This is a genomic window from Sphingomonas rustica (assembly GCF_039652585.1).
Lineage (GTDB): Bacteria > Pseudomonadota > Alphaproteobacteria > Sphingomonadales > Sphingomonadaceae > Sphingomonas > Sphingomonas rustica.
In genome coordinates, this window is record NZ_JBDIZK010000003.1 from 70,030 (window position 1) to 92,290 (window position 22,261).

A 22,261-nucleotide genomic window follows, 5' to 3' on the forward strand; every position below is an offset into this window, starting at 1 on the left:
CTCGCGCCCTTCCGACTAAACGTCGTTGGAGACGAAACGTCAATGTCCAGCCTTGGCCTGGGTTGAGAGGGATGCGTCCTCAATCCGGTTTGCGGGCGATGTGGCCTGAAGCTGCTCCAGAGAGTGGCGCCACGCCGGGGTGGTGGTTACCAGATTGACAGAGTGTCTATGCGGGCACATTGTAAAAATGGGATGGCCTCGCAGGATATCCGGATCCGGGCACACTGCTTGAAAGGGGAATGAAATGGGCAACCGAGAACGAGATGCTTCTCTTGGTCACCGCTTGACGCAGTTGGGCGCCGCCAGCGCTTTGGCGGTGATTTCAGCGACCCTTCCCTTCCAGGCGGCCTGGGCGCAGTCGAGCGACGGACAGGCGGCGCAGTCGCAAAGCCCGGCTGCGAATACTGCGACCGCCGAGGACGCTGTTTCCGACATTGTTGTCACCGCCAACAAGCGGGAGCAGGGTCTGAGCACTGTCGCGGCCGGTATCTCGGCAGTCTCGAGCGACACACTCACCACCCGCAGCGCCGACAGCATTGCTGATTACATCGCATTCGTGCCGGGTCTGTCGATCAATTCCTACGGGAACACAGGTCACGGCGCGGTTTCCATTCGGGGCGTTTCCCCGCAGAGTGTCGGGGCCACCACCGCAACCTATGTCGATGATATCCCCGTCGGGCCCGCTAGTCCCGCAACGCGGGGATCGCAGTTTACCGTTGATCTTGATCCAACAGATCTGGATCGAGTCGAGGTGCTAAAGGGGCCGCAGGGTACGTTGTACGGTGCTTCCTCGATGGGCGGGGTCCTCCACTATGTGACCCGGGCGCCAAATCTCGCAAGGACCGAACTCACGGCGAGCCAGGAACTGAATTTCATCGATGGCGGTGAGGCCGGCGTCAAGGTTCGCGCTGCAATCTCGACCCCGATCGTTACCGGCAAGCTCGCAGTCCGTGCGAGTGGATATTACCGCTATTCCGGCGGATATATCACGGATCTGGGCATCAGCGGTAAAGGCGCCAATCGTTCGCGCGACTGGGGCTTTCGCGGTTCGCTGAAATACGCGCCGACAGGAAACTTCTCGATCCGGCTGGATGCAGTGCGCCAGCACAGCAAGTCGGATGGGGGCGCGAACGTAGACTATGTTCTCGCAACGAAGGCTCCATTCTACGGTGATCTCGAACAGCGCCGCTACGTTGCCGAGCCCTTTGGCGTGGATCTTGAACTCTACTCGGCGTCTATCAACTGGGACCTGGGGCCGGGCACGCTGGTCTCCGCAACCAGCTATTCGAAGTTCGATACGTCCGTTCAGTATGATGCAACCGATCTTCAAAGATCCTACAATTCCATTTTCCCTGTAGGTCCTGCAACCCCGCTCGGGCGTGGCTATGACGGCAGCGTCAAGAAGACCACGCAGGAAGTGCGTTTTGTCTCGAACCGATTTGGTCCGGTCGAGTTCATGGCGGGCGGGTTCTACCAGAATGAAGACCTGTTCGAGGTCGCCAGCTATCGGAGCTTCTTGCCGAGCGGACAGATCGCGCCAGTGTCCCCGCGGATCATCGCGAACCGCACCGCGGGTCTTACGGAATATGCCGGGTTCGCAAATGGCACCTTCTACCTCACCGAACGCCTCGATATCACTGCCGGCTATCGCTACAGTTCGATCGATACGGACAACCTGAGTGTACGGACTGGCGTGCTTGTGAGTCGCACCGCTCCGACGACCCCCTTCACAAGCACTTCCGGATCGTCCGAGAATGCGAGTACCTATCTGGCGGGAGTCCGCTGGCGCCCGACGGACAGCCTGTTGCTTTATGGACGCGCAGCAAGCGGTTATCGGCCGGGAGGCGGTCGAACGGTGCCGCCCGGTTCACCGGCGGGGTTCGCGCCTTTCTTCACGTCTGACAGCCTGTGGAGCTATGAGGCAGGCGCAAAGCTGCGCACCCTGGGCGGCAGGCTGCTCGTCGAATTCGACGGCTTCTGGATCGACTGGTCGAACATCCAGGCACTCGAGCCCGTGGCCAACGACGCAACGGACGGTAATGCGGGCAAGGCGCGCAGCAAGGGCGTCGAGTTCCAGGCGTCCTATGTTCCCGTTCGCGGTCTGACGCTTGGGGGGAACTTCGCCTACACCGACGGGAGGTTCACCGAGGGGAATATCGTCACTCAGGTGACTCCCGGCCAAAAGCTCTATTTTGTGCCGGAATGGACAGCAGGTGCCTACGCCGAATATTCGGCACCGGTCAGCGATACGATGTCGATCACCTTCGGGGGCGACTGGAACACACGCTCCTCCCAACTCGACTCAAGCCGCCGTACGCTGGATGCCTACGCTCTCTGGAATGCTCATGCCGGTTTTCAAACCGGCCTCTTCTCTGTAAATTTCTACGTGAAGAATCTGACCGACAAGCGTGCATTGCTAGGCAGCGTGATTTCCAACAGTTACAGGCTTCCATATTACCCGTTCACGATTAATCAGCCCCGGACCTTCGGAATCATTCTCAGTCAAAAGTACTGACTGCGTAGAGGGGGGCATTTCCTTGATCAGGAAAGGGGCCGCGCTTCGGCGCGATCCCTTTCCGTGTTGATCTCGCCATGTGGATGAGAACCGTCCCGCGACGACTCTTTTCTGACATCAATCGAGCGACTGCAGCGTGAAACGCGAATCATCAGTGATTCGGCAATTTCCCCGGCAAACGACGGGCTGCAGGCGATCCTGTTATCAACCCAGACGCCGGCGGGAATGTCGGCCGTGCACCCCGCTGCCCTGGCCGGGCGCGCGGCAGAGGATGCCTTCAAGTGGCTGGGGCTCTTATTCGCTTCCGGGGGCTGTACGGCGGCGCGATGTTTTGGTGCCCGCGGTTCCTGGGGTGGTCGAAGGCTTCTCGGCATCCCCATTGTCACTATCCTTGTTAATCTTGCTGAGCAGGTTGTAGATGCTCGCGCGGCTGATCTTCATGGCATTCGCGACGTGGGTTACCGAGTGGCGTGCCTGGAAAAGGCCATCACGATCGACCATTCCCACCAGTTCGGCGCGCTCGGCGCGCGTCAGATTTTCGATCGGCTTGTTGACGCGAAGCGAATAATCACGAACCAGATAGCTGACATGCTGCTGGAGGTCGTTCCGGTAAATGGGTTCCGGCCGTTTAAGTTCGGTCGATGCAAAGCTCGTCATCGTCGCTATCGCGCTGTCCAGAACGCTGACGTCGAGATTGACGCAGAGAAAACCGATCAATTCGTTCTCGGGATTGCGAAGGCCGGCTGTGATGGACTTGGTGCGACCCTGTGATGGCAGGGCTTTCTCATAAGGGCCGAGGACGGATTCCTCGTCAGGAAAAGCGTCCTTGGCGCCCTTCAAGTTCGACAGGTCGCCAGCCTGGCGTTGCGTGAAGCTGTTCCATATCCGCACGATGCGACCCGTCCGCAGATCGTGCAGAACGACTTCGGCAAACGGATGCAGCAGAGTCGCAATGGCTTCGCCCACTGAAAAATACGCGCTGAAGGGATCGACCGTTTCGGGCGGAGGGGCGAGCTTCTTCTTGGTGATTGCCATCTAAAATGCCTCAAACAGTCGATCTCGGGTTTCGCCCACGATATGTGTGGGGCGGTAGGGGATGCAAACAGTCCGCGCGACAGACATTTTGTCAAGGCAACAGCGCTGCGCGCACATCCGACGAGCCCATGATCCATATTGCGTTGCAACGGCGGATTGACTGGACATGCGGCCAGCATCTCGGGCCTGGTGCCGGCTCACGGCTCGGTCCCCGCGTTGCCTGACAAAATGTATATGCCGGGCTGGATTTCGCCTAATGCACGAGTCCGATACCGAGGTGCAGCGGTAGCGACGGTTAGAAACGTCGCTACTGCTTCCAGGTTACAAAATAGCTAAATGGACTTGACGTCGATCCTGATTGTTACGACGGTAAGGCAGTGGGGGTCGAGTATCGTCGGGAACGCCACGTGCTCGCCCAGCAGGAAAAATGGTCAGGGGAACTGTGTGATGCGAGCTGCCCTCGGAAGTGCCAAGGTGATGTTGTCAGCCAACCGCATGCACGCGAGGAAAGCGCTGATGCTGGCGACCGCCGCTGCGTTCTTTCCGTCGGTGGCGATGGCACAGGTTGCCGCTGGCGATCCAACCGCCACCGCGCCCGTGGCGACAGATGCCCAGGACGAGCCGCAATCTGGCCCTTCGTCCAATGACATCGTCGTAACCGCGTACAAGCGTGAACAGCTTCTCAGCACCGTGCCACAAGGGATTTCGGTGGTCACCGGTGCGCAACTCGAGCAGCGCGGTGCGAAGAGCCTCGCGGACTTCATCGCATTGACGCCAGGCATCAGCATCAAGCCCGGTGGGGCGGCGGGCAACGGATCTGTCGCGATCCGCGGCATCCCGCCGCTTGTCGTCGCAGGAACCGTCTCCGTCTATGTCGATGATGTGCCGATCAGCGGTTCCGGCGGCGCATCGCGCAGCGGCCTGAATTCTCCCGATCTGGATCCCAACGACATTGAGCGTGTCGAGGTTCTCAAGGGGCCGCAGGGGACGCTTTACGGCGCATCGTCACTGGGCGGCGTGATCAAATATGTTCTCAAGAAGCCCAGCCTGACCAAGTCCGAGCTCAATACCTCGGAAGAGGTCAATATGCTGGACAACGGTCAATTCGGCACGACGCTGCGCGCATCGGCGTCGACGCCACTCACCGGGAACCTCGCGGTCCGTGTCAGCGGTCATTATCGGCGTGACGCCGGCTATATCGACAATGTCGGACCTCTCGCTCGCGAAGCGGTGAACAATGGTGAGGCATGGGGTGTTCGCGGCGCATTATACTGGCGGCCAACTGACAATTTCAGTGTCGACCTCTCGGCATCGATCCAGAATTCGGTCGTCAATGGTTTCGCCTCCGTCGATCTCGATTGGGAAACGTCGAAGCCGCTGTTTGGGCGGGACAAGCAGGAACGCTACACGCCCGAGAGCTTTCGCGTGCGCAGCGAAGTCTATGCCGCAACGCTCAAATGGGACACGTCGATCGGGACCATCCTGTCGTCCAGTGGCCTTTCCAATGTCGTGCCGCGTGCAATGAACGACCTGACATATAATTATGTCGGCACCGGCAGCGGGATCGAATACGCCACCCCGGCCAGTCAGCAAAGCAAGCTTGGTCAGAAGCAATTCTCGCAAGAGCTGCGCTTCACGTCGAATCGTTTCGGGCCGGTCGAGTTTCAGGCAGGCGCCTTCTATCAGCACGCCAATTCCGACGTCGCACTGAACTTCATTCCGTATCTTCCGATTGGTGTGCCTGACACGACGTCCGTCCCGTTGGCGCAGAACAGGCTTGAAGCGACTCTCGACGAATATGCCGGTTTCATCAATGCGACGGCCTATCTCTCGGAAACGTTCGACGTCACCGCTGGCTATCGGCACAGCCGGATCGACCAGCACAGCACATCGGTGCTGGCAGGATTCTTTTACGGCTTGCCGCCGGGCGCCACCGAAGAAACCAACACCGCATCGGGTGAAGATGCGGATACCTATCAGCTCGGAGCCCGCTGGCGGCTGACCCGTGACCTGATGTTCTATGTCCGCGCTGCGAGCGGCTACCGGCCGGGTGGTGCGCGTAGCCTGCCGCCGGGTGCGCCTGCTGATCTCAAGCCCTTCTTCGTATCGGACAGCATCTGGAGCTATGAGGCCGGCGTGAAGATGCACCTGCTGGGCGGACGTGTGACCTTCGATGCGGATCTCTTCCGTATCGATTGGACGGACATTCAGACGCTCATCTATGTCGGGCCCTTCGGTCTCACCGGCAATGGCGGCACGGCCCGCAGCCAGGGTGGCGAAGTCCAGGCATCGTTCGAGCCGGTGAAGGGGCTGATCCTGAGCGGCAACGCTGCCTATACCGATGCGGAATTTACCGAGGACTCGCCTGAGGTCCGGAAGGTCAAAGGCGAACGTATTCCAGCCATACCGAAATGGACGGCGACTGCGGATGTCAGCTATGCTTGGCAACTGCAGGACAATGCGCGCGCCTATGTCGGTGGCACCTACGCTTATCGGGGATCGACCTATGACTCGATCGCTGAGCCCTACACGGTCCCCGGCTATTCCACTGTCGACTTCCGGGCCGGTCTCGAGATGGAGCGGTTCGGTGTCAATTTCTATATCAGCAACCTGACCAACGAGCGTGCGATCACCGCGACGGCGCAAGGCTATTACAGCTTCTTCAATCCGCTCGTCGTCAACGTGAATCAGCCGCGCACCTACGGCCTTCGCTTCTCTCAAAGATTCTGATCCACACCGAAAGGAAATCGCCGCGGGTTCATGGGGATGGGCGAGGATCTCGGCGCGGCGTCATGGCGACGCGCTGCGGTTGTGAGTGCGCCCGTTCCGGAGGCCGATGCGGCCACCGGGCGAGGGACGCGGCATCATCATCTCGCGGATATGGCTGAGCGATGGTGGCGGGCGCAGCGGAAATGCGTTTCCGGGACCTTCGCCCATCGCCTGCCAGTCGCCGACTGCGCACTTGCACTAGGAGGGCCAAATCAATGAGCGGCGCGACCCTTTTCTTTCAACGATGGGCCGGGATCGGAACCGCGGCCGCCATGCTATTCTCGGCAAGCTGCACCCACGCGCAGAACGGAGAGTTTGCGCCTCCCGATGAGCGCCTGCTGATCCCGCCGGCGTGTTTGCGATTAGATCGCTCCGGGTTTTGCGGTGAAGCCGAAAGAAAAGCGTGGCTCGAAAGCAATCGCGTGTGGCGCGACCAACGATATTTCTACATCGGCTATTCGGACCATCGCTATGCCGATCCGCGCACGGCGTGGACCCAGAACGATTTCATTCAGGCTCAAGTCGGCGTGGAGGATCGCTATCTCTATGATCCTGTGGCGCGCCGCTACACGGTCGACCGCTATCTAGACGATCTCGTCAAGCGATATGGCGGAATCGACTCGGTTCTGGTTTGGCCATTTTACCCGAACAGCGGCATCGATGCACGCAATCACATCGACATGATACGCTCCATGCCTGGCGGCATTTCCGGTGTGAAGCAGATGGTCGATGACTTCCATCGCCGCGGCGTGAGGGTGTTGTTCCCAATGATGATGTGGGACCAGGGAACCCGGAAGCCCGACAAACCCTGGCCTGACGAACTTGCGGCAGTCATGAAGGAAGTGGGAGCCGACGGCATCAATGGGGATACGCAGCCGGGCGTGCCGGAGGCCTATAACCAGGCCGCGGACCGTATAGGCTACCCGCTCGTTCTGGAGCCTGAGCTGCGGTTCAACGACGCCATGCTTGCCAACAATCTGATGAGTTGGGGTTACTATCACGACAAGGGGTTCGAGTTCGCGCCGCGCGTCGACCGCTACAAATGGCTTGAGCCACGCCACATGGTTCATGTCAACGAGCGCTGGGCGCGCAGTAAGGTCGATCATGTTCATTACGCGTTCTTCAATGGCGTGGGGTTCGAGACCTGGGAGAATGTGTGGGGCATCTGGAACGGTCTTACGCCGCGCGACGCGGAGCTCATCCGCCGCTTCGCCACCATTTCCAGAGCAATTGCCCCGATGCTTCGAACGAAGGAGTGGGAACCCTATTCACCGATGGAGCAGGGCGGCGTGTTTGCCAGCCGGTGGCCAAATCAGGACCAGACGCTCTGGACGATCGTCAATCGCAACGGGTTCAGCGTTACTGGTGCCCAGATCGCCGTACCTGAACGATCCGGCGAGCGTTATTTCGATCTCTATCACGGCGTTGAGCTGACGCCGACGAGCGTGAACGGACAACGCCTTTTGAGCTTCGACCTCGAGGCGCAAGGTATCGGGGCAATTCTCGCGACGCGCGCGGCACCCGCGCCGGAAATTCTCACGCTGATGGCGACGATGCGGCAACTTTCGGGTTCTGCGCTCTCGGAGTTCGACGATAGGTGGCGGCCCTTACCCCAGGCTATCTTACCGATCGACCAAACAAAGCCCTATGCGTCTCCGCCAGATGGCATGCTCGAAATTCCCGGCGGCCGCTTCGTATTTTCCGTGCAGGCCGTGACCATCGAGGAGGACAAGGGGAATGTCGACGTTCAATATCCTTGGGAAGATAGTCCGCGCCGTGTGCATAAACGCGTGATGGATATCCCGCGATACTACATCGATCGCCATCTGGTCAGTAACAGTGCTTTCAGCCGGTTTCTCGCGAGCGGATACAAACCCAAGGACGACGGCAATTTTCTTCTGGATTGGCGCAGTGGGATCTTTCCGGTCGGCGCGGAGGCTAAACCGGTCACCTGGATTTCGATCGAGGATGCGCGTGCATATTGCGCCTGGGCCGGTAAGCGCCTTCCTCGCGAATGGGAGTGGCAATACGCGGCGCAAGGCAGCGATGGCAGAGTATATCCTTGGGGCAACGACTGGCGCGTTGATGCGGTCCCCGTACCGGACAAGAGCCGAAACCCGCGCGCACCCGACGCGCGGGGCCTGCATCCATCGGGCGCGAGTCCGTTTGGTGTCGAGGACATGGTCGGCACTGTCTGGCAGTGGACAGACGAGCATCGCGACGAGCATACAAGATCGGCTATCCTGAGGGGCGGAAGCTATTATCAGCCGCAAGGCGCTTATTGGTATTTTCCGCAAGCATATCGCAATACCGAGCACGCGCGGCTGCTGTTGATGGCGCCGTCGAAGGACCGTTCGGCGTTTATCGGATTTCGCTGTGCTGCGGACGCGGTCGGGGAAAACCGTAGCTGAGAATGGTTTGCGCCAACGGTTGCTCGCGGGCTCTACGGCCTGCGCCGTGGGTCGCTGGCCGTCCCGAGCGATGGTTCAAGATACCGGCGGGCAGGGCCTTCGACGTTGCCCCATCCCGGTGCGGACTGAACTGTCGAGCGCCACCCCGTCGCCTTACGGCTTCGGCTGCCGCTCCGCCATCGTCCGCTGGATGAACGCGGACAAGTCGTGCAGGAAGGGGGCGCGCGCATCATTGTCGCGAAAGATGATGTGCCCGCTTTCATAGCAGTGCGTGCTCATGCGGGTGCGGAGATCGGTCGGCAACTGCGCGGCGGCGATCGCATTGCCCTCGCACATGTTCAGCGGGTCAAAGCGGCCGGTTGCGACGAAGACACGCATATCCTTATCCTGCTTCATCGCATTGATGATCCAGGTCGGGTTTGCGCGCGCCAGCGGCGACACTTCCCAGGTCCTTTTGACCTCGGCGACGATCTCGGGTGTGACCCCGGGCTGATTGTAGATCCAGCGGTCGCGGATCGAGAGCTTCCTGGGGGCGGGATAAGGCGAATAACCGGTTTCGAGCCCGGCATAGGTAAGGTCGGTCGTATAACCAAGCTCGCCGCGGATATAACTGTCGACGAGTTCTGCGCTGCGCACGTCGCTGCGATCTTCGTCTATCCTGACGCGCATATCCTCGTCGCTGAGCGCCTTGCTGCCGTCGAGGCTCAGAGAGGTAGTCAAATATTGCTGGATGGGTACGACGAGCGTCTCGCGGTTAACCTGCGCCGGCGAGATGCCGGTGTAGCGCGCAAGCGTCGTGGCGATCGCCTCGCGTTCGTCTGCAGCGAGCGTGCCGCGGCGCGCAAGCGCGGGCATATAGACCGTCCGCGCCCAGTCCAGCGCAGCCTGCATCGTCGCCTCGCGGTCCCGCATCAGGTCCGGTGCAAGGCGTTTGTGATGGAAGGCCGCTGCGGTTCGCGCCGGGATGTGCATCGCGTCGTAGAACTCGGGCGGCTGCGGAATATTCGGAATGTCGCCCGAGAGCAGGATCGCTCCGGCGATGTCGACATGGGCAGCGCTCAGCTTTTCGGCCAGTGCCGCCGCCCGGAACACGCCATAGCTTTCGCCGGCAATGAAAAGCGGCTGGTCTCCGGTGCGGAACCGCGCCCGATATGCGCGAATGAACTCGGCCGTCGCGTTGACGTCGCCGGTCATGTTCATGAACTCAGGCGAGAATTCCGGGGCTGCCGGCCGGGAGAAGCCGGTTTCCATAGCGTCCATGAAAACAAGGTCGGTATCCGCGAGCAGCGTGTCGGGATTGTCGACCATACCCTGGGCCGTTCGGCGGCGTGGTCCCAGTCCGTCCATATGGATGATCGCGGACGCGACCAGCGGCCCTCCATTCCAGGCAAAGGTGATCGGGCGGCGGGGGCCCTTCGTCTTGACCACATAGGCGACGAAGAACAGACGACCGCGCACCTGGCCCGTATCATCGTTGCGGATCGGCACGCGACCGACCCTGACCTCGTAGGTCAGCGGTCCACGCCGGGTCTGGACGCGACGTTCGCTGACCACCACGCTCTCGTCATCGATCAGGCGGGGCGCGAGGGCATCCTGCAGGGCTTCGGCGTGAACCACTCTTGCTGGGGCAGCGGCGGCCGTGTCTGGCGTCATCATGGCGCGCGCGGCGGGGGTTGCCGCCACCATTAGCATCGTGCCGGCGAGGTATCGCAGTCCCACCGCGAAACGGACCCTGTTGCAAGGCTTCATGGTGACTCCCCTTGGATGGTCTGGCCGATGTGCCGTGACGGCTCATCGGCCGTCAAGCTAATTTGGACGTTCTGTCACGTAACAATCAGCTCCCAAGAGTGCTTTTTGATCAAGGTTTTTCCTGACAATTTGTCTTAATGGCTATTGACACCAAATCAGGGCGCGGCAAGTTTGCCGCACGATGTCAGGTGGTGACCTCGGTCGGCGCGATATTCCAGGAGATGATGATGTTGCGTCGCGTGGTTGTCCTGATTGCGTTGAGCGCGACGCTCCTTCAGTTCAGCCCGGCGGCGGCGGCGGCGGCGACCGATAAGCTCGAACAGGCAGCTCCGGTCGCAGACCAGCTAAAGGATTTTCCCGCGCCGCGGTCGATCCGTCGCTCCGGGATCATCGAGGGCAAGCGGATCGACTATGTCGTGACCGTCGGTGCAATCGATCTGCGCGACGAACGGGGCAGGATGCTCGGCGAGGTGGTGTACACCGCCTATACCGTCCCGGGATCTGCGATCGCCCGTCCCGTGACGTTTGCCATGAACGGCGGGCCAGGCGCCGCATCCGCGACGCTCAATCTCGGGGCGCTCGGACCCAGACGGATCGAACCCGGACATACGGCATCCGGCGCACCGATTACGGTCGAAAACCAGAACAGCTGGCTGCCCTTTACCGATCTGGTTTTCATCGACCCGATCGGGACCGGATTTTCGCGTAGCCGAGTTGACGAGGGCGAAACCAGAAAAGCGTTCATGACCGCCAAGGCGGACGTCAAATATCTGAGTGAGGTCATGTACCAGTGGCTTGCCCGTAACGACCGCATGAAGAGCGCCAAATATATGGTCGGGGAGAGTTACTCGGGGTATCGGCTACCCCGGATAGCCTATGAACTCCAGATCAACGGTGGGATCGGCTTTTCGGGACTTGCCCTGGTTTCGCCCTATCTCGATATCCCGGCCATGGGCGAACAGGATGCCTTGTCGCCGCTCCGCTACATGGCCATTCTGCCATCGCTTACGGCGTCGCACTGGGAGGAGGAAGGCAAGTCGCTTACGCCGGAGGCATTGGCGCCGGTCGAGCGCTACGCGCAGACTGAATTCCTCACCGACTTCTTTGCCGGGGCCTCGGATGCCGCTGCCACGGACCGTCTCTCCGCCAAGGTGGCTGACTATATCGGTGTGAACCCTTTTATCGTCCGTCGAATGGATGGTCGTCTGTCGCCCACGCTGGCGCTGCGCGAGCGTCATCGGGACGAGGGCGTCGTCTCGTCGGGCTATGATGCTCGCGCAAAGGCCTTGGACCCGTTTCCGGCCAACGAAAGTCGGGATTATTTCGATCCGATCCTCTCAGCAAGCGCGCCATACACAGCCGCAATAACCGACTTTGTCATGAACGAGGTGGGCTGGCGCGTGGATGGCCATTATCGCGCCCACAACTACGCGTTGTACGAGATTTTCGAGAACGACACTGCTGACACCGCGGTGGCCGAGTTGAGAAAGGTGATGGCCAGCGATGCGCGGTTGCAGGTGCTCATCTCGCATGGCTGGAACGACACTGCCTGCCCCTATTTCCTTTCCAAGCTGCTGATCCAGCAAATGCCGCGTAACCTGGTCGGCGACCGGCTTCGGCTGCGTGTCTATCCCGGCGGGCACATGTTCTATGATCGCGCGACCAGCGGCGCCGCATGGCGCGACGATGCGCTCGCCATGTATCGCGCCGGGAACGGCTCGTAATGCCGCCGCAACCAGCTGGTCAGGCCACGCGGGCCCAAAGCATGTAACATGCACACTGACGTGACCCCCGTTTTCTTCTCCAGTGGACCTCGAGCTGGAGTCAGGCTCGATCGAAGGCATGGACGATGAAGCGGAGCAGTTTCCGGAAGAGCAGATCATCGACATATTGAAGGAAGGCCGGAGGCGGGAGCGGGGGTGATGGACCTGTGCCGCCGGCACGGCATGGCGAGCTCATGGTGCTCGATCGCGAGCGCGATTGCACTTTCCCATGAACGGCGGTGGTCGCGTGTGGAATTGGCGACCGGCCACTCTGACGCCGGTAATTCGTCGAAGACCGAGTTGCAGATCGTCGGATCGCGTCCGAACCGCGTTCCGGCTTGTTCAGCCGTCATGGAACACGCAAGTCTGCTTCCGTCCCCCTATATCCTGGTGCTCACCGGGACGGGGTTGCTGATCGCGCTGGTCGCCTGGCTTCCGCTTGCGCTGAAAAAATTGCCGCTTTCGCTGCCGATCGTGTGCATCGGGATCGGCGCTGTGATCTTCCTCCTGCCCCAGATCACGCTTCGCCCGCTGCCGATCCGCTACCCCGAGGTGACCGAACGCTTTTCCGAGCTGATCGTGATCATCGCGCTGATGGGGGCAGGGTTGAAGATCGACCGGATATTCGGATGGCGGCGCTGGGCGGTCACCTGGCGGCTGCTGGCGATCACCATGCCGCTGAGCATCCTTGCGATCACCGTTCTGGCCACGTGGACGCTGGGCCTGCCGATCGCGGTTGCCCTGCTCCTGGGGGCGAGCCTTGCGCCCACCGATCCGGTGCTCGCCGCCGATGTGCAGGTGGGCCCGCCCAAGACGGGCGGGGAAGACGAAGTCCGCTTCGGGCTCACCTCGGAAGCAGGGCTCAACGACGGGGCAGCGTTTCCGTTCGTCCATCTTGCCATCCTGCTTGCCGCCAGCGCCGCCGCGGGAACGCCGTGGCTTGGCGAATGGCTCACCTACCGTGTCGCCTGGGAGATTGGCGGCGGCATCGTCGGGGGCTGGCTGGTGGGGCGCGCCTTCGGGTGGCTGACCTTCCATGTCCCCGCGGACTCCAAGCTGGCGAAGACGGGCGACGGCCTTATCGCGCTGTCGGCGACCTTCGTATCCTACGGGCTGACCGAGATCGTCCATGTCTATGGTTTCCTGGCGGTGTTCGTCACCGCGCTCACCTTCCGCCACACGCATCGCGAGCATGATTTCCATCACGAAATGCATACGATCATCGAGCAGCTCGAGCGGCTGGTGATGATGATCCTGCTGATCCTGTTCGGCGGCGCGATGGTGAGCGGGCTGTTCGCGCGGGTCAGCTGGACGGATATCGTCTTTGCAGTCGCGACGCTGGTGCTGATTCGACCGCTTGCCGGATGGCTCGCGCTGATCGGGTACCGCGCCGAGCGGAGCGAGAAGCTGACGCTGTCCTTCTTCGGCATCCGCGGCGTCGGGACGATCTATTATCTGGCCTATGGCATCAACCATATGGCCGTGGCGCAGGCAGAGCGCCTCTGGGGGATCGTCGGGCTGGTCGTGCTGTTCTCGATCCTGCTGCACGGGCTTACCGTGACCCCGATCATGCGGTCGCTCGATCGCCAGCAGGGCCGCGATCCGGATGCGGACGATGTGCCGCCGCCCGGGTTGAAAGGGCCGGCGCAGATGTGATCCGTTCGACTCGCAACCTGGCGGGCGAGATGGACCCCGGCTGGCTGCTGGACGGCCGCCCAGCGGCTCGGGCTCTTACAGTCAGACCGCGTGTCGCGCAGGTCCGCATGCACCATTAGCGGACCGGAACTCGCACTCGGAGCCGAGGCGTTGGCAGTTTCCGACGACCGGACAAATGGCCGTCCTGCTCGGCGATCTTCTCAAGCCGCCGACGACCCTCAATCCCCGATTTTCAGCATGTTCCGGCGCTCGAGATAGTCGAGAAACGCGAGCGTATCGGCGGTCACCGTCTCGACGGGGGCGCCATAGGCGTCGGCCAGCGCCTGGCAAAGGTCGCGCACGCTGATCGGGGTATCCAGCCGGTTCCAGATATCGCGGCTGGTGGCGGTGAGCGCGTAATATTCCCCGGTATCGACGCTCATCAGCACGGTTTCGTCACCGACATTGGCATCGAGAACCGACCCGTTGCGTGCAATCACCGCTTCCATCGCCACCATATTGAAGAACTCCCCAAGACTTGCCATCGGCACCGTATAGAAACGGACGAGGATCGTAGCGAGGGGGCGGCAGCGGAGCGGTATGAGCGACTATCATCTTTTCGGCTGGCGCGTGCGCAGCGCATTGCGGCTTCCCGATCTGCTGCCCTGGCAGGGGGATGCGCGCGAGCCGGATATCGTCGTCGAGATCGGCGCGGTGCCACCGCTTGATCCGGAACTGCCGAGTTTCAGCCCTGCCGTCCAGATCCAGCCGGCCGGCGTCCGGGTGACGATTCCGGCGGTTGCCGACTATTGGGTGGAAGCGGGACGGCGGATCGTGGTCCAGACGGCCCTGCCGCTGGAGGTGCCCGATATCCGCGTCTTCCTGCTCGGATCGGTGCTGGCGATCCTGTGTTTTCAGCGCGGCGTGCTGCCGCTTCATGCCAGCGGGATCGACATCGGTGGGCGCGTCCTGCTGATCTCGGGCAATTCCGGCGCGGGCAAATCGACGCTTGCCGCGGCGTTCGCCGGGCGCGGCTATCGGCTGCTCAGCGACGATTTGTGCGCGCTCGATGTCGACGGGCATCCGGGACCGAGAATCCTGCCCGCCTTTCCGCGTGTGAAGCTGTGGCGGGATTCGGCTCGGCAACTCGCGATCGCCACGGGGGGACTGGAGCGCAGCCGAGCCGAGCTGGAGAAATATCACGTGCCGGTCGCGCAGGGCGGGTTCCAGCTCGAGCCGCTGCCCCCGGCGCATGTGCTGTTCCTGCGATCCGAGCCCGGGTCCGGACCCGCGCGGATCCGGGCAATGAGCGGATTGGAGGCGCTGCGGCGCTACGATCTGGTCCATCGCTGGCGGTTGGGCCTGGGGCTTGGGAAACAGCCGGCCATGTTCAGGAGCATGGCCCGGCTGGTCGAGGCCGCGACGGTTGCGGAAGTGACGCGAAGCGACGATTTCGCCGCGTTGCCGGCGCTGGTCGACACGATCCTCGCGTCGGTGGGGACGCCGCCGCCATGACCGGCATCTACTGGCTGGCCTCCTATCCCAAGTCGGGAAATACCTGGCTGCGGCTGCTGCTCCAGTCCTATCTGGCGGGGGGCGCTGCGGTCGACATCAACGCGATCGTCCTGGGGAGCCATCGCACCCACGAGCGCGGGCAGTTCGACGAGGCGATCGGCATCGCCGCCGCGGACCTGACGGAGGCCGAGATCCTGGCCTGGCGTCCCGCTGCCATCCGCACCTGGATGGCGACGCAGCCCGAACCCGTCTATCTCAAGACGCACGAACTGCGCTCGCCGCTGATCGGGCGCGAGAGCCTGTTTCCCGCCGACCTGTCCCTCGGCGCAATCTATCTGGTGCGCGATCCGCGCGACGTGGCGCTGTCGCTGGCGCGGCATCTGAACATGAGCATCGACGAGGCCATCGCAGTGATGGGAACGCCCGATCACCGGATGGCGCGCTCGCGCCAGGGGTTGCGGCCCTGTCTGTTCGATCACTGGGGCAGTTGGAGCCAGAATGTCGAGGACTGGTGCGCGCCGCAGCCCTTCGCCGCCCATCTGGTTCGGTACGAGTCGCTGAGGGCCGATCCGGCATCGGCACTTGCAGGGATCGTGACGGCGCTCGCGTTGCCGCACGACCCGCAGGCAGTGCAGCGCGCGGTCGCGGCCACGTCGATCGAGACCTTGCGCGCGCAGGAGGCGGAACGCGGGTTCACCGAATGGCGCGACGGGCGCGGCTTCTTCGGGGAGGGGCGCGTGGCCGCGTGGCGCGACCGGCTGACTGCGGGGCAGATCGCGCGCATCGAGACCGACCATGGCGCTGCCATGCGCCGCCTGGGATATCGCGCCGTTACCGCATAACTACTGGTTGCTGCCCTCGGCCCAGCGGATGAAGCGGCCGGTCTGGACGGCGCGGGGAATCAGATGCTCATATTCGAAGCGCCGGGCTGTGGCCGCTTCGGCGTCGGCCGGCCACGTCTCGATCAGCTGCCTGAGGCGGGGCAGGTCCAGCATCTCGGCCGCAAGCGGGACGTTGCCCAGCCGCTCGATATCGGCGGCGAAACTGTCGCGCTGCGCCGACAGGCGGGTGAACCATTCCGGGTTCTGCTGGCCATAGCGACGCTCGTCCAGCAGGGCGGGGGGCAGGCGATCGGCCAGGGTCCGCCGGGCGAGGCTGCGTTGCTCGCCGCCCAGGAGATACTGGTCGCGCGGGATTGCCAGGCAGAATTCGACCAGGTCGGGATCGGCGAAGGGATCACGCAGTTCGAAGCCGTAATAAGCCCTCAGCGTGCCAAGCGTTTCCAGAACACGGATGCGCTGGGCCTGGAGGAATCGCGCGACCATCTTGCGGCTGTCCGGGCTGTTCGCGAAGCGCGCGCTCTCTCCCGACGACCAGAGCGTGGCGTCGAGATCGACCTGGCCCGCGAACTCGGCGCGGATCGCGGCATATTCGGCCCAGGGATGTTTGCCGGGATGGCGGCGGCGCCACAGGGTGTCGCGCAGTTTCGGGGGCAGCGACGGAAACAGGACGTGCGATTTGACGAGACCCCAGAGCGACCTCTGGCGGAAGCGCGCCGCCGCCGGAAGCAGCCGGACCAGCTTGTCGATCCGCCCCGCGCGGGCATAGTCGCTCAATCCGCGAAGGCCGTCGAAGCTGAGCGTCATGTTGCCCATCGCGCCGGTGAGCAGCGCGGCATGACCGTCCCTGCGGGCCGCGCGATAGGCGGCATCGAACCAGCCGATATGGTTGGCGATGAACTGCATGCGCCCGCCGGCGGCGAACAGCGGCGTCGGATCGACCTCGAACGGCGCCGGCTCGTGCGAATGACAGAAATGGGGGGTCAGGTTGGGGTAGCGCGCCGCGAGCGCCTCGACATGCGGCCGCTCGCGATCATACCAGCCTTCGCGGCCTTCGACCGGCTGTCCGGGCGGCGGCTCGGACGTATAGGTGTCGATCGTCGCGGGGGCGATCGTCCGGGCCGCCGTGGCCGCGACCGCCGAGCTGTCGAGCCCGCCCGAGACGAGCACGCCAGGAATCCTGTCGCTGCGCAACTGCCGGCGCACCGCCTGGTCCAGCAGGTCCCGCGCCGCTTCGGCATAGGCGTGCGGGGTTCGCAGGCTCAGCCTGCGGGCCGGGTCGGGACGCCAGAACGCGTTTTCCCTCACGCCTTTCGCATCGGCCGTCAGCGCGGTGCCGGGCGGGAGCAACCGGATCTGCCGGTACAGGGTATCGGCAGGATCGACGATGTGGACGGTGAAATGAAGCGCCAGCTGCAGCGGATCGAGGGCCTTCGGAACCCCGGCAAACTGGTGCAGCGCACTGAGCGTCGTGGCGAACCAGAACCCGGTCGACCGGGCATGCCAGTAGACGATCCGGCTTGCCATCGGCGAGACCACGAGATGGACCTGCCGCCGGTTCGGATCCCACAGGGCGAAGGTATAGTCGCCTTTCAGCCGGTGGAGCGACCCGAGGCCGTGCCGGTCGAACCACGAAGCGACGACCCGCGAATCGGGCGACCCGGCAGGGAGGCCCAGTTCCCCGGCGACCTCGGACGGTTCGAAAAGATACCCGCTGAAGAGAACCACCCGTCCCGCCGCGTCCGGCTCCGGTTGGCGTTCGCGACGGTCTTCGGCAGTGACGATGCGCTGGCCGATGGCGAGGGCGGCGCTGTTGTCGCGCCAGGCGCGCGGCGCCCCGACACCTGACGCGAGAAATGGGGCGCCTGCGCGCGCGCGATCATCCTGAGTCCCTGCCTCCGGCTCGAACGCGACATGGCCGCGGAACTCGGTCATAACGAGCTTCCATCCACGGGGATGATGCCAGCGCCTTCGGTAAAGATCAGATCGGGTCGATCCATCTCACAGGCACAATGCGGGATTCCGGACCGCGTCCGGACGTCCGGCAGGCAGCCATGGCGAAATCCCGCCTGGATCCTGTGCCGGGCAGATGCGCTGCCCGGTCGCCCGCCTTATGACTGGGTCCAGGTACCGTTGCCGTCGTCGGCGGGAGGCAGCGCGCCCGACTGGGTGAACTCCGTTGCGGAGAACGTCGTCATCGACTGAAGCGGTGCGACCCATTGCCGCGTTTCGGCATCGCAAGAGCGATCGCCAGAGAGATCGACGGAATTGCGAAGTTCGTTCATCATCAAGCTCCCCGCACGTATAAATTTCACAACAGTTCAACAGGACCCGGCAAACACCGCCCGGCAGGAGGGTCGGGTCAGTCGCGCATGCGCTAGCTCAGCCCTTCGCCAATGACAAGGCGTTATCCCGAACGACTATAGGCGGTCGCAACCGAATTTTTTGCGGCATTCGAGCATCAGTCCGTTTTGGACTCTATATTTATAGCCTCACCCGTCACGCCTGGTCTTTATCCTCGCGAGATGCGGCGCGGGGGCGGGCGCAATATCTTCCTCCAATCGCTGCCGATTCGATGTCTCGTAGATGTTCCGAGCGAAGGAGGGTGAAATGACGGACAATTTTCTGGGGGAGTTGCGACTATTCTCATACGGCAAGGTGCCCAAAGGATGGTTGCCCTGCAATGGCCAGATCCTGACCATCCAACAATATCAGGCGCTCTTCGCCCTGATCCACAACACGTATGGCGGTGACGGCAAGGTCAACTTCGCGCTGCCCGATCTGCGTGGGCGCGTCGCCGTCGCCACCGGCCAGTCGACCGCCGGGCCGACGCTCTATCAACTGGGCAAGACCGGTGGTGCCGAAAGCGTCACGCTGACGGCAGCCCAGACGCCGCCGCATACCCATTCGGTCACCGCGTCGCAGTCCACGACCACCACCGGATCTTCCCCGGCGGGCAATTTCATCGGGGTGGCAAGCGCCAGTCCGGCGGGCATCCAGCCGTTCAATCTCTACGCACCCAGTCCGACCTACCCGGCCGACCCCGCATGGGTGCCGTTGCACATATCCACGCTTTCCGCATCGGGCGGCGGCGGAGCGCATGAGAATCGCCAGCCGATCCTGGCAGTTCAGATCTGCATCGCCACCCAGGGCCTTTGGCCCGCCCGCAACTGAACCAGCTAGCAGCGGAGGAAACATGTCCAATTATTATGTCGGCGAAATTCGCCTTCTCGCATTCGACCAATATACGCCGGTCGACTTCCTGCCCTGTGATGGGCGCGCGGTCAGCATCTCCCAATATCAGGCGCTCTTCTCGCTCATCGGTACCACCTATGGCGGAAACGGGCAGACGACGTTCAATCTTCCCGACCTTCGCGGTCGCAGCCCGGTCAGTTTCGGCCAGACCGCCGGCGGCACCAACTATGCGCTCGGGCAATCCGCCGGCGCGGAAACGGTGACGCTGACGTCGGCGATGGTGCCGGCGCACACCCATACCGTGTCGGTCACGAGCAACAATGCCACGGCGACGATCCCGACAACGGGTGTCGCGCCCGGCAACGTCGGGTCGAACTTCTATTATTGCAACGAGTCGCAGGCGGGAACGACCCTTGCACTGGAGCCGACGACGATTCAGCCAGGCGGAGGTCTAGGCCAGGCACATCTCAACGTCCAACCCAGTATCGCATTGTGTTACGCGATCGCAACGGGCGGATTGTATCCCGAATTCCCCAATTAATCGGTTATCCGGAGGTTTATATGGCTGACGCTTTTATCGGCGAAATTCGCATGTTTCCTTTCGGCTATAGTCCGATCGGATGGATCGCCTGCAATGGACAGCAGGTGAGTCTTGCGCAGAACCAGGCGCTGTACAGTCTGCTGGGATCGCGGTTCGGCGGGGACTCGCGGACCTATTTCAATATGCCCAATCTCAACGGCCGCATTCCGCTCAGCAGCGGGACCGCGCAGACCGGGACGGTCTATGCATTCGGTGCGACGCTGGGCCAGGAGACCGTGACGCTGACGAACAGCACCGCGCCGGCGCACAGGCACGGCTTTTCCGCCAGGCTTTCGGGCTCTGGCACGACCGGAATGACCGGAACGGCCACCGCCACTGGCGCGGCAGGCAATTCGTTGCTGAGCCGGGGGCTGACGAGCGCGGCGAAAACCATCAACGCCTATGACGTGCCCCCGATCTCGAACGACACCACGCTGGGGCTCCAGGTATCGCCCGCCTATGGCAATGCGCAGGGGGGCACGGACCCGCATCCGAACATCCAGCCCTACCTCGTCATGGCCTATTATATCTGCAACGACGGGACCTATCCTCCCCGCCCGGATTGAGCGCGCGCCGGCCGGCGGTGGCATCTGCCCCGCCGGCCGGCAAGTCGCGGGGGTGATGCATCCCGCTGCTTGGCGAAGGCCGGATGAGCGACTTCGAGGGCACCGCGCGCATGCGTTGCACCCGCCTGTCGGCCAATGTGCAAAATTTATTCGACGCCAGGCCCCCGATCGTGCTGAGAAGGCGGCAGTGCAATCGATTTGCGTACCGATATCCTATCGCCCGATCGTTCAACCGGCGCTGAAGAACGCCTTCCGTTGAGGACCCTGATTCATGGACATGCTTAGAACGCTGGTCGCCGTTTCGGCGCTGACTCTCTGTGCGGCTGCGGGGGCGCAGACCGTCACGATCGACGCCGGCAAGGTGTCGGGCAGCACGTCGGACGGCGTGTCGAGCTGGAAGGGGATCCCGTTCTCGGCACCGCCGCTGGGCGACCTGCGCTGGCGCGCGCCGCAACCGGTTGCAAAGTGGAACGACGTGCGCGCCGCCACCGAATATGGTCATGACTGCATGCAGGTGCCGTTCCCCAGCGACGCGGCCCCGCTCGGCACCCAGCCGGCCGAGGACTGCCTTGTCCTCAACGTGTGGAAGCCCAGGGACGCCAAGGGCAAGCTGCCGGTCGTCTTCTGGATCTATGGCGGCGGCTTCGTGAACGGCGGCGCGTCGCCGCCGACCTATTCGGGTGCGAACCTGGCTAGGCAGGGCGTGATCTTCGTCAGCGCCAACTATCGCGTCGGCCGGTTCGGCACCTTCGCCCATCCGCAGCTGACCAAGGCCAATCTCGATGGCGGGCTGCTCGGCAATTACGGCCATATGGACCAGCTTGCCGCGCTGAAATGGGTCCAGCGCAACATCGCGGCGTTCGGCGGCGACCCGGCGAACGTGACGATCATCGGCGAGAGTGCCGGCGGCATGTCGGTCAACAGCCTGGTCACCTCGCCGATGGCGAAGGGCCTGTTCTCGCGCGCAGTCATCATGTCGGGCGGCAACGGCCAGGGCATGGGCCCGGGCGGCCTGGCGGTGACCGAGAAGATCGGCCTCGACTTCGCCGCGAAGAACGGCATCGCCGCGGACGACCCGCAGGCGCTGGCCAAGCTGCGCGCGCTGTCGGCGGAGCAGGTGACCGACGGGCTCAACATGATGGCGCTGTTCGCGCCTGCCGCAGGCCCGCGCACCTTTGCCAGCCCGTTCCCCGACGGAACGCTGGTGGTCGATGCGGCCGAAGCCTATCGCTCGGGCAATTTCCCCAAGGTGCCGATCATGGTCGGCGCGACTGACAACGATATCGGTGGCCCGACCGGCTTCATGGTCGCGGGTGCGCGCCAGGTGGCGCGTTCGACCGCACAGGCCGGCGCGCCCACCTGGCACTATCGCTTCTCCTATGTCGCGGAATCGCTGAACAAGACCGGCGCCGACCATGCGGCGGAGATTCCGTGGTTCTTCGACACGGTCGCGGTCAAATATGGCGACAAGACCAGCCCGCGCGACCTGGCGGTGGCGAAGACGGTCAGCGCCTATATCGTCAACTTCGCGAAGAAGGGCGATCCCAATGGCCCGGGCCTGCCGGTCTGGTCCCGCTATGACCCGGCAGCCGACCAGGTGCTGGACTTCGAGGCAGGCGGCACCGCGGTGCTGAAGAAGGATCCGCTCGGCCCCACCATCGATGCCGCCCCGGCACCCACCCGCTGATC

Annotated in this window: 16 protein-coding genes; 11 read left to right on the forward strand and 5 right to left on the reverse strand. The window is 63.0% G+C overall.

The features are described 5' to 3' along the window. Nucleotides 1-244 precede the first annotated feature (244 nt). A complete protein-coding gene (locus TPR58_RS05950; protein WP_346245708.1) occupies nucleotides 245-2,515 on the forward strand; it encodes a TonB-dependent receptor in 2,271 nt (756 codons plus the stop codon). A gap of 294 nt (nucleotides 2,516-2,809) precedes the next feature. On the opposite strand, the gene TPR58_RS05955 is transcribed toward TPR58_RS05950, so the two are convergent. Continuing rightward, nucleotides 2,810-3,550, reverse strand: a complete 741-nt coding sequence (locus TPR58_RS05955) for a helix-turn-helix transcriptional regulator (RefSeq protein WP_346245709.1) — start codon at nucleotides 3,548-3,550, stop codon at nucleotides 2,810-2,812. A 447-nt stretch (nucleotides 3,551-3,997) separates the two neighbouring features. On the opposite strand from TPR58_RS05955, the gene TPR58_RS05960 reads away from it, so the two are divergent. Together TPR58_RS05960 and TPR58_RS05965 are read left to right on the forward strand one after the other, a co-directional pair. Continuing rightward, nucleotides 3,998-6,280 carry a TonB-dependent receptor gene (locus TPR58_RS05960; RefSeq protein WP_346245710.1) on the forward strand — a complete coding sequence of 761 codons (2,283 nt, stop codon included), beginning with the start codon at nucleotides 3,998-4,000 and terminating at the stop codon, nucleotides 6,278-6,280. A gap of 254 nt (nucleotides 6,281-6,534) precedes the next feature. Continuing rightward, nucleotides 6,535-8,730, forward strand: coding sequence for a formylglycine-generating enzyme family protein (locus TPR58_RS05965; RefSeq protein WP_346245711.1), 2,196 nt, complete (start codon nucleotides 6,535-6,537; stop codon nucleotides 8,728-8,730). A 153-nt stretch (nucleotides 8,731-8,883) separates the two neighbouring features. Here the strand turns inward: TPR58_RS05965 and TPR58_RS05970 are convergent, their stop codons facing one another. Next, nucleotides 8,884-10,413 (reverse strand): S10 family serine carboxypeptidase-like protein, encoded by a 1,530-nt coding sequence (locus TPR58_RS05970; RefSeq protein ID WP_346245712.1) that lies wholly within the window; start codon nucleotides 10,411-10,413, stop codon nucleotides 8,884-8,886. Nucleotides 10,414-10,616: 203 nt separating this feature from the next. Here TPR58_RS05970 and TPR58_RS05975 point away from each other — a divergent pair, with 203 nt between their 5' ends. Both TPR58_RS05975 and TPR58_RS05980 read left to right on the forward strand, forming a co-directional pair. Next, nucleotides 10,617-12,203 carry a S10 family peptidase gene (locus TPR58_RS05975; protein WP_346245713.1) on the forward strand — a complete coding sequence of 529 codons (1,587 nt, stop codon included), beginning with the start codon at nucleotides 10,617-10,619 and terminating at the stop codon, nucleotides 12,201-12,203. Between the two features lie 390 nt (nucleotides 12,204-12,593). After that, entirely contained in the window at nucleotides 12,594-13,898 is a 1,305-nt protein-coding gene (locus TPR58_RS05980) for a cation:proton antiporter (protein WP_346245714.1), read from the forward strand. 218 nt (nucleotides 13,899-14,116) lie between these two features. On the opposite strand, the gene TPR58_RS05985 is transcribed toward TPR58_RS05980, so the two are convergent. After that, complete coding sequence (locus TPR58_RS05985; protein ID WP_346245715.1) at nucleotides 14,117-14,422, reverse strand: PqqD family protein; 306 nt, start codon at nucleotides 14,420-14,422, stop codon at nucleotides 14,117-14,119. Nucleotides 14,423-14,477: 55 nt separating this feature from the next. Between TPR58_RS05985 and TPR58_RS05990 the strand changes: the two genes are divergently transcribed. Together TPR58_RS05990 and TPR58_RS05995 are read left to right on the forward strand one after the other, a co-directional pair. Beyond that, nucleotides 14,478-15,392, forward strand: coding sequence for a hypothetical protein (locus TPR58_RS05990; protein WP_346245716.1), 915 nt, complete (start codon nucleotides 14,478-14,480; stop codon nucleotides 15,390-15,392). Next, entirely contained in the window at nucleotides 15,389-16,234 is an 846-nt protein-coding gene (locus tag TPR58_RS05995) for a sulfotransferase domain-containing protein (protein ID WP_346245717.1), read from the forward strand. Before TPR58_RS05990 ends, TPR58_RS05995 begins: the two co-directional genes overlap by 4 nt. Here the strand turns inward: TPR58_RS05995 and TPR58_RS06000 are convergent, their stop codons facing one another. Together TPR58_RS06000 and TPR58_RS06005 are read right to left on the reverse strand one after the other, a co-directional pair. Further along, entirely contained in the window at nucleotides 16,235-18,166 is a 1,932-nt protein-coding gene (locus tag TPR58_RS06000; RefSeq protein ID WP_346245718.1) for an asparagine synthase-related protein, read from the reverse strand. A 176-nt stretch (nucleotides 18,167-18,342) separates the two neighbouring features. After that, nucleotides 18,343-18,516, reverse strand: coding sequence for a hypothetical protein (locus TPR58_RS06005; RefSeq protein WP_346245719.1), 174 nt, complete (start codon nucleotides 18,514-18,516; stop codon nucleotides 18,343-18,345). Nucleotides 18,517-18,841: 325 nt separating this feature from the next. Here TPR58_RS06005 and TPR58_RS06010 point away from each other — a divergent pair, with 325 nt between their 5' ends. The 4 genes from TPR58_RS06010 (at nucleotide 18,842) to TPR58_RS06025 (ending at nucleotide 22,259) form a co-directional block, all read left to right on the forward strand. Beyond that, the gene (locus tag TPR58_RS06010; protein WP_346245720.1) at nucleotides 18,842-19,405 is read left to right on the forward strand and encodes a phage tail protein; all 564 of its coding nucleotides are present in this window, start codon (nucleotides 18,842-18,844) and stop codon (nucleotides 19,403-19,405) included. Nucleotides 19,406-19,427: 22 nt separating this feature from the next. Next, entirely contained in the window at nucleotides 19,428-19,967 is a 540-nt protein-coding gene (locus tag TPR58_RS06015) for a phage tail protein (RefSeq protein WP_346245721.1), read from the forward strand. A 50-nt stretch (nucleotides 19,968-20,017) separates the two neighbouring features. Next, nucleotides 20,018-20,572 (forward strand): phage tail protein, encoded by a 555-nt coding sequence (locus TPR58_RS06020; protein ID WP_346246042.1) that lies wholly within the window; start codon nucleotides 20,018-20,020, stop codon nucleotides 20,570-20,572. 277 nt (nucleotides 20,573-20,849) lie between these two features. Further along, nucleotides 20,850-22,259 carry a carboxylesterase/lipase family protein gene (locus tag TPR58_RS06025; RefSeq protein ID WP_346246043.1) on the forward strand — a complete coding sequence of 470 codons (1,410 nt, stop codon included), beginning with the start codon at nucleotides 20,850-20,852 and terminating at the stop codon, nucleotides 22,257-22,259. The last annotated feature ends 2 nt before the right edge of the window (nucleotides 22,260-22,261 follow it).